The sequence below is a fragment of the Vibrio sp. A1-1 genome, assembly GCF_021728175.1.
Classification (GTDB): Bacteria; Pseudomonadota; Gammaproteobacteria; order Enterobacterales; family Vibrionaceae; genus Vibrio; species Vibrio diabolicus.
This window is the reverse complement of the sequence record NZ_JAKKCL010000002.1, coordinates 1-12,521: the sequence shown is the minus strand read 5'-3', so window position 1 is coordinate 12,521 and position 12,521 is coordinate 1. Positions and strand designations below refer to the sequence as shown.

Annotated in this window: 12 protein-coding genes and 1 pseudogene; 6 read left to right on the top strand and 7 right to left on the bottom strand. The window is 44.6% G+C overall.

Annotated elements, in window-relative coordinates:
- Window positions 1–198: 198 nt before the first annotated feature.
- A complete protein-coding gene (locus tag L3V30_RS04165) occupies window positions 199–849 on the top strand; it encodes a thiopurine S-methyltransferase (protein WP_152812305.1) in 651 nt (216 codons plus the stop codon).
- 73 nt (window positions 850–922) lie between these two features.
- Here the strand turns inward: L3V30_RS04165 and purT are convergent, their stop codons facing one another.
- From purT to L3V30_RS04130, 7 genes are all read right to left on the bottom strand, one after another.
- Window positions 923–2,098: a formate-dependent phosphoribosylglycinamide formyltransferase gene (gene purT, locus L3V30_RS04160; protein ID WP_237308373.1), complete on the bottom strand. Its 1,176-nt coding sequence runs from the start codon at window positions 2,096–2,098 to the stop codon at window positions 923–925.
- Between the two features lie 145 nt (window positions 2,099–2,243).
- Window positions 2,244–3,131, bottom strand: coding sequence for a cytidine deaminase (gene cdd / locus L3V30_RS04155; protein WP_005397788.1), 888 nt, complete (start codon window positions 3,129–3,131; stop codon window positions 2,244–2,246).
- A 443-nt stretch (window positions 3,132–3,574) separates the two neighbouring features.
- Window positions 3,575–4,252 carry an LrgB family protein gene (locus tag L3V30_RS04150; RefSeq protein ID WP_005377888.1) on the bottom strand — a complete coding sequence of 226 codons (678 nt, stop codon included), beginning with the start codon at window positions 4,250–4,252 and terminating at the stop codon, window positions 3,575–3,577.
- A 1-nt stretch (window position 4,253) separates the two neighbouring features.
- On the bottom strand, window positions 4,254–4,628 hold the full coding sequence (locus tag L3V30_RS04145; protein WP_005397786.1) for a CidA/LrgA family protein: 375 nt from the start codon (window positions 4,626–4,628) through the stop codon (window positions 4,254–4,256).
- A gap of 55 nt (window positions 4,629–4,683) precedes the next feature.
- Window positions 4,684–6,105 (bottom strand): exodeoxyribonuclease I, encoded by a 1,422-nt coding sequence (gene sbcB, locus L3V30_RS04140; protein ID WP_005397785.1) that lies wholly within the window; start codon window positions 6,103–6,105, stop codon window positions 4,684–4,686.
- A gap of 156 nt (window positions 6,106–6,261) precedes the next feature.
- On the bottom strand, window positions 6,262–7,635 hold the full coding sequence (locus L3V30_RS04135; protein WP_237308371.1) for an L-cystine transporter: 1,374 nt from the start codon (window positions 7,633–7,635) through the stop codon (window positions 6,262–6,264).
- Window positions 7,636–7,835: 200 nt separating this feature from the next.
- Window positions 7,836–8,525 (bottom strand): NAD(P)H-binding protein, encoded by a 690-nt coding sequence (locus L3V30_RS04130; RefSeq protein ID WP_005397784.1) that lies wholly within the window; start codon window positions 8,523–8,525, stop codon window positions 7,836–7,838.
- 247 nt (window positions 8,526–8,772) lie between these two features.
- Here L3V30_RS04130 and cobT point away from each other — a divergent pair, with 247 nt between their 5' ends.
- From cobT to L3V30_RS04105, 5 genes and pseudogenes are all read left to right on the top strand, one after another.
- Window positions 8,773–9,816, top strand: coding sequence for a nicotinate-nucleotide--dimethylbenzimidazole phosphoribosyltransferase (cobT, locus tag L3V30_RS04125; protein ID WP_237308369.1), 1,044 nt, complete (start codon window positions 8,773–8,775; stop codon window positions 9,814–9,816).
- Entirely contained in the window at window positions 9,816–10,622 is an 807-nt protein-coding gene (locus L3V30_RS04120) for an adenosylcobinamide-GDP ribazoletransferase (RefSeq protein WP_237308367.1), read from the top strand. The genes cobT and L3V30_RS04120 overlap by 1 nt, the downstream gene beginning before the upstream one ends.
- Complete coding sequence (gene cobU, locus L3V30_RS04115) at window positions 10,619–11,152, top strand: bifunctional adenosylcobinamide kinase/adenosylcobinamide-phosphate guanylyltransferase (protein WP_237308366.1); 534 nt, start codon at window positions 10,619–10,621, stop codon at window positions 11,150–11,152. The genes L3V30_RS04120 and cobU overlap by 4 nt, the downstream gene beginning before the upstream one ends.
- Before the next feature lie 10 nt (window positions 11,153–11,162).
- Window positions 11,163–11,777, top strand: coding sequence for an alpha-ribazole phosphatase (cobC, locus tag L3V30_RS04110; RefSeq protein WP_074191208.1), 615 nt, complete (start codon window positions 11,163–11,165; stop codon window positions 11,775–11,777).
- Between the two features lie 128 nt (window positions 11,778–11,905).
- A pseudogene (locus tag L3V30_RS04105) lies at window positions 11,906–12,394 on the top strand (oligoendopeptidase F); the annotation flags it as partial.
- Window positions 12,395–12,521 lie beyond the last annotated feature (127 nt).

The window sequence follows — 12,521 nt, the reverse complement described above, 5'->3', positions numbered from 1 at the left end:
TGTCTTGAAGTGGAATCGTGCGTTAGATCACCATTTCTCTTTTCTTTATTCTGTTTATCAGATAAAGGCGTGGTTCCTATAAGAACGTTTACATCCTATCACCGCTGTATTAACCAAAGATGAACGGCATAGACAAATTGAAAAAAATCGTTAGTCTTACTTCTCAAAATGAAAATCAGCCGACAAGTAGAAAGTAAAATGAGAGACCAAGAGTTTTGGCATAATAAATGGGCCAGTAATCAAATCGGATTTCACTTGGAAGATGTAAACCCGCTATTACCTGCATATTGGCAACACACAAACCCAAAGCGTGAAGACAAAGTGTTAGTGCCTTTGTGTGGAAAGTCAGAAGACTTGATTTGGTTAGCGATGAAGCATGATTCAGTTGAAGGTGTTGAGCTGAGCCATATCGCTGTTCGTGCCTTTTTTGCTGAACATTTTTATACGCCAACCGTGACGCCTGTTAATGGTATGCACGAGCTTTATCAATTTGATGAGCTTTCTATTTATACTGGGGACTTTTTCACTGCTCCAGTATCTCAAGCCGATATCATTTATGATCGCGCTGCGTTGGTTGCTTTACCGCAAGATATGAGAGAGGAGTATGTAGAGCGTCTCAAGCAACTTTTGAATCCAGGCGGTCGTATTTTGCTTGTTACACTCAACTATCCTCAAGAAGAGATGGCGGGGCCTCCATTTAGCGTGCCAGTTGAAGAGATTGAGCAGTTATTTTCAGGTTACAAAGTTACCTGCTTGAACGTAGATGAAGCTGATGAAAACCATCCTAAAATTGCTAAAAAAGGCTTAAGGCGCTTCTCTGAAGAAGTGTACTTAATCGAGAGTGAATAGGTTTTTCTCGGTTTGGAACACGAAATAGCGCAGCAATTAGAGCTGCGCTGTTTTTTGTAGGATTGGAGCTCGTTTAATAAGTAATATTCACTTTTGATGCACTTTCAATAGCACCTTGAACGGCCTCTTCGGTGGTTTTTCGTCGCGTAAGGACAACACCTAAACGACGGCGACCATCGATTTCTGGCTTGCCGAATAGACGAACTTGCGTTTGAGGTTGAGCTAAGGCTTTGGTTAGGTTGTCAAAGCGAATGTTTGTGGAAGTCCCTTGACCAAGAATAACGGCCGACGCAGATGGGCCATATTGTACGATATTATTAATCGGCATTCCGGTAAATGCACGTATGTGGAGAGCAAACTCTGACATTTCCTGAGAAATCATAGTGACCATGCCTGTATCGTGTGGGCGAGGAGAGACCTCATTGAAAATGACCTTATCGCCTTTAACAAATAACTCTACACCAAAGATGCCGTAGCCACCGAGTGCGTTGACTACTTTCTCTGCCGTGTATTCTGCTGCTTTTACTGCGTTTTCTGACATGGCTTGCGGTTGCCATGATTCGCGGTAGTCGCCATCTTCCTGACGATGGCCAATTGGAGCACAGAAGTGAACACCGTCAACGGCTCTTACGGTCAATAAAGTGATTTCGTAATCGAAGTCGATAAAACCTTCCACGATCACGCGACCTGCCCCCGTACGTCCGCCTTCCTGTGCGTAATCCCATGCCTTTGCAACGTCGTCTTCGGTCTTGATGACACTTTGCCCTTTACCTGAAGAGCTCATAACTGGCTTTACTACGCACGGGATGCCTACATGCTCAACCGCGGCGTTGAAGTCTTCAAAAGTATCTGCAAAACGATAAGGTGATGTCGTCAGTTCTAGTTCTTCTGCAGCCAAACGTCGGATACCTTCACGATTCATTGTTAGCTTGGTTGCCTTAGCGGTTGGAACAACATTCAGCCCTTTTTCTTCAAGCTCTACCAGTTTGTCGGTTGCGATAGCTTCGATTTCAGGTACGACGTAAGTAGGTTGTTCCTTCGTAATAACTTCTTCTAAGGCGCTTCCATCTAACATATCGATGACGTAACTACGGTGAGCAACTTGCATCGCTGGAGCATTAGCATAGCGATCACAAGCAATCACTTCTAAACCAAGTCTCTGACATTCAATTGCGACTTCTTTACCGAGTTCGCCAGAGCCTAAAAGTAATACACGGGTAGCATTTGCGCTGGTTGCAGTGCCAAACATAGTGTTCCCTTACAAAATAGAGTGGTGAGACAGAAATTGCAGGAGATCATACTGAAGTTTCATGACAAAGCAAACGTTTGCTTTTGGTTTTTAGGCAATAAAAAAGCTCTACATGGCGTAGAGCTTTTTATACTGAAATTGTCGCTTATACGTTGACAAAACTAAGTGGAATATCTGGATTCAACGCTTCTAACGTTGATTGCGTATCAGCCAAATGACTGATCTTGCCTTCTGAGTTTTCTACCAGAGCAGCGGCTTTGATATTGTCAAAAGTTTCACCCGCAAGTAGTACTTGGATCAGCGCAACTTGTAATGGCGGCAAGCTAGGGTTAAACGCCGCATTTTCCGCATAAGCACCTTGGAATACACGGCCGCTAGCCATTTCTAATGCTAAGCCACTCAAGTTGTTGGTATATGGTGAGTGGCTCATGTTCATCGCTTCAACAGCGCTTTGAATTAGAGTGTCTTCATCATCGCATGAGAACTGATGCTTTACTTCTGCCATTAAGCCGGATTCGATACCGAGATCGTTTGGTCCAAAGGCTTCAGGTAGGTATTCATGCAGCGACTTTTCTTCGCGTTCTGGGAGCTGAATTTTAAGCTCGTTTGCGGTAGATAACTCGTTCATGAACTGACGGCAGTGACCACATGGGCTGAAGTTAATAGTGATATCTTTAATACCACGTTCACCTTTCATCCAAGCGTGGCTAATTGCAGACTGCTCAGCGTGAACTGTTTGACCTAACTGAACACCAAAGAATTCCATGTTGGCACCGAAGTAAAGGCGACCTGAGAGACCACGAACGATAGCACCGACATAAAATTCAGAAAGAGGAGCATAGGAATATGCTGCGGCAAAAGGAAGTAGAGCAACACGAAGCTCTTTATCTGATAGACCGGTAGCTGAAAGCAACTGCTCAAACTGTTGAACTGAAAGCGTAGCATCAAAATCATCAGCTTGGATGATAGGAGCAAGTTGTTTGGAAAGTGCTTCTGGAGCGCCTGCTAGCGCCTGTTCAATGCGACTTTTCATGTTGAATCCTTGTTATTGCATGGACAGTTATTCTATGTGAAGGATAGAAATGTTCCGTGCGTTAGATCACGATAAATAATGCAATTGATAATTCTGTTACATAATTAGAGTGAGCTCACACATGTATTCGATTGCACTGACGTGAAGCGTTATCTCCGTCTCACAATTAACCATATCAGTATATATTCATATGACCAAGACGCTGGGATATGTTAATTACGATGCCTACATGTCCACACAACGTTATTCCTAGATATCTAAGCAACGTTGAGTCAGTAATATTGCACTGAATGTTGAAGTTATTAGTGTGTATCTCGTCAGAGTACCTTAACGATCTTACTAGAACGGGTTGTTAGATGAGGTAATACAGAATTTTGGAAGGGATAAGGAAGAAACGGGAAGGCCACGGCCTGCCGGAAGGAGGGCAGACCGAGAGCGCTTAACTATTGATATAGCCAGACAGCCAAAGCAAAAAAGCTTGGAGCCAAAATAGAAGTGATGATGCCGCATAAAACCAATGCGAGTGATGAGAACGCGGCATCAATGGGCTGTTTCTCTGCACATGTCGCGGTGCCTAAGGCATGAGACACGGTACCCATTGTTAGGCCACGTGCAATCGGGTGTTTAATTCCAATTAAGTTGTAAATTGGGTATGCCAAAATCGCGCCCAATAAACCAACAATCAGAACCAAGATCGCCGCAACGGCAGCTTCACCACCGAGGTGACTCGAAATTTCCATTGCTATTGGCGTAGTGACGGATTTACCCACTAGACTTGCGATTAAACTGATATCCGCTTTGAAAGCGACTGCGATCAAGGTGGTTGTCATCATCGACATCACACTGCCTACTGTGCAAGCAAAAGTGATGATTCGCCAGTTTGCTTTAATCTGTGGTAGTTGTTCATATAACGGGTAAGCCAGAGCAACTACGGCTGGTTGAAGTAAAAAACTGATCCCTTCGTTATCCGCATAATACGTTTCAAACGGTACATTTAAGTAAGTAAGCAAAGGAATGAGCACTGCAATACTGATTAGCAAAGGATTTGCTAGAGGATTATTCACTTTGATTGCGATTTGGCGCGCGACAAGAAAAACCGCAATGGTAACAACTAACCACATATCAGTGCTTCTCCTTTAGCAAGTAGTCCAGCAGCCAAGCGAGGCTGACCAGTACAATGAGTGAGCCTCCAACTGCGCTAGCAATGATAGGGAGGGCATTAGCGAGTAGCATATCGAAATGTTGCATTAATCCCACGCTAATAGGAACGAACAACAAAATCATGTAGCGGATAAATAGCGTGGCGCCCGGTTTGACCCAATCGACCTTTACAAGCCCAAGAGTCATGGAGAAAAACAGTACGAGCATACCGATGACACTTCCTGGGACGGAAACGCCAGTGAACTTTTGAATGGTAATTCCGATGCCAAGCGCCCCCATGATGAGGAAGATTGAAATGAGCAGTTGGATCAGTTGTAAGAATCGTTCTTTAATCATTTTGACAGTATATAAACAACAAGCACACCATAAGGTGCGCTTGTATTGGGAGGAGTTAAGAAGCTAAGCTCTCTACATAACGGTACACGGATTTTAATATCGCAATCTTCTTTTCGTCACTTTCATGTTCGTGAACTAAGTTTTCTAAATTCAGCATGTACTCTTCAATTTGGCTTTCAAACACTTCTCGACAGTGTAATGCCCAGCGTCTCTGTTCTTGCTCGTCTAATGTGCCTGGGAAGTTACGCGCACGATAGCGGAACAATAGAGGTTTAATGCGCTTGTCATCAAATTCAATGTCCAATGCGGCAAGATTGTTCGGGTCGGTTTCTCGAATGATATCCATGGCTGCGCGATCGGCCGGAGAGAAGAATCCGTCGTAAAGTTGCGTATCGACGTCATCACTTTTATCGAATTTACGCTCGACTGAAAAGAGGCTAATCAACTTTTCTCTAATTTCAGGATGTTGGCGCAACAAAGCGAGATTAGCGAGACATTGCTGGCGATCAATGCCAATAGACTCCGCATTTTCAGCCGTTAACGTTTTTGCAGGGGCGAGAATAGGGCATTTGTTTAAATGAACTAACTTAACAGGCACTGGTAGCAATTCACCAAGATCTTCTCGCTTAGTGTAGAGTCTTTCGTGTAGCTCTTCTGCGGATAGCTCTAGAATAGGCTGAGGGTCTTTCGCTAAATCGATAGTGATAACGGCGTTATTATTGGTTGGGTGCCAAGCAACAGGCACAATCCAGCTAGTGTACTGGCATTCGCGCCCTAGCATGCCTGAAACGTGCATCAACGGCGTCATGTTGACGATGTCGACTAATTCATTGAGCTTGCGCTTTTGGCGCATAGAAAAGAAGTAGTCAAACAATTTTGGTTGCGCTGCTTTGACTTTTTTCGCCATTTCGATAGTCGCAATCACGTCTGCCATCGCATCGTGCGCGTTACTATGTTCTATGCCGTTAGCAACAGACAAGTGCTCTAATTTAAAACTAGTGAAGCCATCTTCGTTTTCTGGCCACTCTACGCCTTCTGGGCGAAGGGCGTGGCACGCGCGTAATACATCGAGTAAATCCCAACGCGAGTTACCGTTTTGCCAACTCCATGCGTATGGATCGATAAAGTTGCGATAACAAGTATAACGTGTCACTTCGTCATCAAAGCGAATGCTGTTGTAGCCTAAACTGGTGGTATTTGGTTTCGCGAGTTCAGCGTGAATCTTAGCGATAAACTCAGGCTCAGAAAGGCCTTCTTGAACCGTTTTTTGCGGAGTAATACCAGTAATAAGCGCAGCTTCAGGAGACGGAAGATAATCAGCAGGTGGCTGGCAGTACATGACTAAAGGCTCGCCGATGATATTAAAGTTTTCATCTGTACGAACACCAGCGAACTGGCTTGGGCGATCTTTCGCGGGGTTTGTTCCCCATGTCTCATAATCAAAGAAGAAAAAAGTGGGCTGATTATCTTGGTGCATTCTGCTTACCGTTTACAAAACCGATGACAGTATTAGACCATTCAACGCCTTGACTAGCAACGAAAGATGCAAGTTGAATTTTTGAAAATGAAAAAGCCGATGGCGAACCATCGGCTTGATATTTTACGTTTTATTGCTTGGGAAGTAGTTTGAGCTTTACGCTCGTGTTTCTTCCAATGCTGTTTCGTTTTCTGGTGACTTCAACACTCGGCTAGCAATTGTACCCGCAGTCATTGATCCTGAAACGTTCAGTGCGGTACGGGCCATATCGATCAATGGTTCAATAGAGATAAGCAGCGCCGCGATGGTCACAGGCAAGCCCATTGCAGGAAGAACAATCAATGCTGCAAACGTCGCGCCGCCACCCACACCAGCGATACCAAATGAACTGATGGTGATAATCGCAATCAATGACAGGATAAAGTGCAGATCCAGTGGGTTGATGCCCATTGTCGGAGCTACCATCACTGCAAGCATTGCAGGATAGATACCCGCACAGCCGTTTTGGCCGATAGTGGCACCAAACGATGCTGATAGGTTTGCAATCGCTGGTGGAACGTTAAGTTTCGTGATTTGCGCTTCTACGTTTAGTGGGATCGTTGCTGCTGAGCTACGAGATGTAAACGCGAAGGTCAGTACAGGCCAGATTTTCTTAAAGTATTCCGCAGGGCTAACGCCGACAAAAGAGACTAATACGCCGTGAACAACAAACATCAGAGCGATAGCAACATAAGACGCCACAATAAAGCCAAGTAGGTTTAGGATGTCGCCTGCGCTTGATGTCGCTACCACTTTTGCCATCAGTGCTGCGATGCCGTATGGCGTTAACGCCATGATCATCTTCACTAATCGCATAACGATTGATTGAGCTGCTTCTACGAAAGTACGAATCGGTGATTCTAACTCTGCTTTTTCCATCATCACTTTGCGAGCGGCGATACCGGTTAATACACCGAAGATAACGACAGCGATAATTGAGGTCGAGCGAGCACCTGTTAGATCAGCAAATGGGTTGGTTGGAATGAAGCTAACTAGCATTTGAGGAATAGTCAGGTCACTTACTGTACCAGCACGGCTTTCTAAAACGGCGATACGAGCGGTTTCACGCGCGCCTTCAGTTAACCCTTCTGCTGACAGGCCAAATGTCGTTGTCACCAAGATACCGATAAGTGCAGCAATTGCAGTCGTTACTAGAAGAACAGAGATGGTCAGGCCAGAAATTTTACCTAATGATCCACCTTTCTCCAATTTAACAACTGCAGAGATCATCGATACCAATACTAGTGGCATGATGACCATTTTCAGTAGACCAACGTAGCCACTGCCTACAATGCTTACCCATTCAAGTGTTTGAGCAATTGCGCTGTTGCCTTCACCGTGAATGAGTTGCAAAGCAAGACCAAAAAGAGAACCAGTAACAAGACCGATTAAAACGAGACGAGAAAGTGTGTGTTTCTTTTGTTGTTGGTTAAAAAGAAAGAACAATATGCCAACAAAGACGGCTAGAGAGGCTATCACTGCAAAATTCATAATCTGACCTTATCAACCTGCCGAAATGGCGGTTGTTTTTTATACGGGGTTTTATACGGATTTGTTTATGGGGCGTAAGATAACGCTCGCGATATAACTTTAAAAATGAAAAACGGGTATTAGCTAGATCTAAAATGAATATAAAAACGAGATCTAAGTCGCGTGAGAGTGTGAATTAGCACGTTAAATGTACAAAATGGTTATTCGTAGTGATGCAGTAAGTCACGCATTTCTTGCCTTTGTAAGTAAACCACCGAGTCTTCTTGATAACTGAAAAGTTGATAAATCATAGCTTTGGCGACATCTTCCGCTCGAATAGGTAAAAAGTTGGACAGTTTGCCAAGCATGAATGGGCGAATTACCTTAAACAGAGTTTGCACTAACTTCTCGTCCGTTCTTGGGCTTTGACGTTGACCAACAAGCGGGCCCGGGCGAACAAACACAATTTCCTCAAAACCCATAGCTTCGATTCGTTGTTCCATTTGTCCTTTACAGGCTAGGTAATGGGATGGCGATTTACTATTTGCACCAAGGCTAGAAACAACCGCAAGGCGTTTGACTCCGATCGTTTTCATCTGTTGGGCGACTTTACACACCAGATCAACATCTACTCTACGTAAATTATCCTTACTGCCTGCTTGCTTAAGGGTTGTGCCTAAACAGATAAAGCCGATGGTCGGTGTTGGTTGGTTATCATCCCATTGGTGGATAGAAAGGTCGGCATCAATGAGAGGAACAAGCTTATTGTCCGCATCTAGGACGCCATCGAGTGGGCGGCGAGAAAGATAATATAAGGTCCCAACACCTGATTGATTTATGAGGTTTGTAATGACTTTTGAACCGACTAAGCCAGTCGCCCCAGCGATGATGGCGCAGGTGTTGTTATCCATGTCCTTTCTCCTATATGGGAATATAGCCTAAGCTATTGTAGCGGATTTCAAGGAGTTACTTATAATCGAATGCTCGAAAGGTGAGACGCTCTGCGAACTCAGTAGACTTTCCTGACAGAAACCTGATTAGCGCTGCCCCAAGTGGATGCAAGGGTATACAATAGTGGACGCTCAAAACTGGGGTTGAGCAAGATTTCTTAATCAATGGAACACTTCTCACCCAGACAACATCAAAGGAACGTAAAAAATGGATGACTCTTTTGCAGCGGAGATACAAGCGCGCATAGATAACAAAACCAAACCTATTGGTTCTTTAGGCTTATTGGAAAAGGTGGCACTACAGCTAGCTATTATTCAAAGTCAGGATAAACCTCAGCCAGTTGATTCCATCGCTATCTGTAAACCGAGCATGCTGGTATTTGCTGGAGATCACGGCGTTGCAGAGGAGGGCGTAAGTATTGCGCCAAGCGAAGTCACTCAGCAAATGGTGGCTAACTTTCTCGCCGGCGGCGCAGCCATCAACTGCTTTTGCGACATCAATGGCATCCAACTCAAAGTAATAGATTGCGGCATGTTGGCACCTATTGATGTGCTGGTTCCAGAATTTAAGTTTCATCCAAACTTGGTTGAACAACGGTTGGGTAACGGTACGGCTAATTTCTCTAAACAATCAGCTATGTCCCCAGAACAAGTGGCGCTAGGTTTAGAGTATGGTGCGAAGATTGCTGAGCAAACCATTTTGTCTGGCTCAAATCTATTGATGTTCGGTGAGATGGGCATTGGTAACACCAGTTCGGCTTCCGCACTGTTATCGGCGCTGAGTTCATTAGATATTGACTATTGTGTTGGTGTCGGTACAGGAATCAATCAACAGCAGTTGAGCCGTAAATATAAACTAGTGGCACAGGGCGTGAACCGATGTCGAGGTCTTGATACTAAAGCGATTCTCGCACAGGTTGGAGGCTTTGAAATCGTACAAATGGTAGGTGCTTTTTTAGAAGCCAAGCGGCTTAAAACTCCAGTTTTAGTGGATGGGTTTATCGTATCGGTTGCTGCGTATATAGCAACGTTGCTAGACGAAGAAGTACGCGAATACATGTTGTTTGCCCACCGCTCCGAAGAAAATGGACATAAGTTTGTATTAGAGTACCTAAAAGCAGAACCTCTACTCGATCTTGGTTTACGATTAGGGGAGGGAACCGGAGCCGCTCTTGCCTTACCCTTGTTAAAAGCTGCTGCCCAGTTTTACAACAAGATGGCGAGCTTTGAGAGTGCAGGAGTTACAGTATAGTGTCAGTCCCTGATAATTCTGAGAACGTCACGCCGTCATCGTTAAGATACCAGTGGGAGTTGTTTCTATTAGCTATCAGTTTTTTTAGTCGCTTACCCATACCCCAAGCGTTGCCATACAGTGAAGAACGCATGAATCAGGCCGGACGTTATTTCGCGTTAGTTGGTCTCGTACTTGGAGCGCTTTGTGCTCTGGTATTTTCGCTCACCTCAATTCTTTTCCCAGAATCGGTTGCCATAGTATTAACAATGGTGTTTAGCTTATTGTTAACAGGGGCATTTCACGAAGACGGCTTGACTGATATGGCGGATGGCATTGGCGGTGGCATGACTGTCGAGCGACGCCTCTCTATTATGAAGGACAGCCGCATTGGCACTTATGGTGCAGCCACTCTCATTATGGCGTTATTGGCTAAGTATGTTTTTTGGAGTGAACTGGCTAACTTGCCGCAGTTTTGGTTGGTCATTGTCGTCGCTTATACCGCAAGCCGAGCACTAGCCGCGACGCTTATTTATGACATGCCTTATGTCAGTGACAGTGATACGTCGAAAAGTAAACCGCTGGCAAATAGCCAGTCTTCTCTAGAAGTCTCCATTTTGTTGTTTACTGGTGGCATAACATTGCTTGTGCTTGGTATCACGCAGGCGATCTTTATATCGCTTGTTCTCGTGGTATTTCGTTTGATGTTCAAACGTTGGTTAACCAAGCGAATTGGCGGCTTTACGGGGGATTGTCTTGGCGCAGCGCAGCAGCTATCGGAACTGCTTGTTTATCTCACTATGATTGGGTTTTATCACATCTCATGAAGCAATTGATACTCGGTGGCGCGCGCTCTGGGAAGTCGCATTTGGCGGAAAAAACAGCCAAGCAATTATCGACCACTTCTCAACACTCATTACATTATGTTGCAACCGCGCTGCCATTTGACCAAGAAATGCGAGAGCGAATAGCGCATCATCAAAAGCAACGAGGGGGCGAGTGGCAAGAGTATGAATGCCCCCTTCATTTATCTGAGTTACTGACAAATTTCGCTAACACCGATGTTGTACTGGTCGATTGTTTAACCTTGTGGCTCAATAATTGGATATTTGAGTTAGGTGATGAATGTTCCAATGAGAAGCTAGAAGCAGAAATTGAAAAGCTTATACAGGTGGTACGTGGCTCAGATGCGACGTTAATATTCGTCTCTAATGAGGTTGGAATGGGCATTGTGCCTTTGGGGGCGGTTAGTCGTTACTTTGTGGATAATGCAGGACGGATGAATCAAAAACTAGCCAGTGTTTGCCATCGTGTTACCTTTGTTGCTGCTGGTTTGCCGTTGGTTCTTAAAGAGTAGGATGGAAGAAATGAAAACACTCAATATCTATCTTGTGCGTCATGGAAAAGTAGATGCTCCACCAGGACTCCATGGCCAAACAGATGTAAAAGTTACGCCTGCAGACCAAGAAAGCATTGCTCGGGCTTGGATCGAGAGTGGACGAGGTGTGGGTGGAGTGATTTGTTCTCCTCTTTCACGTTGTCAAGAACTGGCAAATATAATTGCTGAACAGCAATTATTACCAGTAATGACGGATGAATCTTTACAAGAGATGGCATTTGGTGATTTTGATGGTATGCCTTTTGATATGCTCACTGAGCAGTGGAAAAAGCTAGATGCTTTTTGGCAATCGCCAGCACAACATACGTTGCCGAACGCTGAGAGCTTAAGCACATTTTCTGAGCGCATATGTCGCGTTTGGTCTCAAATCATCAACGATATCAATGACAATCTACTTATCGTCACGCATGGTGGCGTCATTCGTATGATTCTTGCTCATGTATTGGAGTTAGATTGGCGTAACCCAAAGTGGTATTCGACGTTGTCGATAGGAAACGCTTCTGTCACGCATATAACAATTACCATAGATGAGCAAATTTACGCCTCGGTGCGTTCGATTGGCGTACCTCTTTTAACTCGTTAATTTATAAATATTAAAATGCCCAAAGCGATACTGCTTATGGGCATAGTCACGGAAGATGTCAGTGGAAGCCCATCTGCTAGGTGCAGGAAGCGAAAATTGACTCAGTTACATAAAAAGGAAATATAGAAATGACAACGCCGAGTTGGGATTTGTCCATCGTTTATAACGATCTTTCTGACCCACGAATTCAAGACGATATTGCTCTTGTGGAACAATGTATTGATCTTTTGAATAAACAATCAGCAGATTGCGGCAACGTAGAGATCATGCAAAATGCGATTTTGACCAATGAAGCCGCGAGTCGTTTAGCGGGCACAGTTGCAAATTTTGCGAGTTGTTATGCTTCTGTTGATGCAACAAACGCCGAAGCGAAATCGTTACTTGGTAAAATGACCCGCATCTTTTCGGAGCTTTCCCAAGCGTTCAGTCCCTTTGATTTGACGCTAACGCATGCCGACGAAGAGTTTATCTTGCGCGTGTTAGATCATGAGAATCCTGATATCAGTGGGCAAGCTTTTTCTATCTTGAATTCCAGAAAGTTGGCGGATACTCGTCTTAGCAACGCAGAAGAACAGTTACTGGCTGCGATGAGTGTGGATGGTAAATCGGCTTGGGGTGTGCGACGTGAGGTCGTATGAAGCGCTGTTCACCGCTCAACGAGTGAACCATCTGTATCACCAGATGAACCTAGGACTCTGAATAAAGTAGCGAGTCTGACAATGTAACGAAGGTTGGTATTTGCCA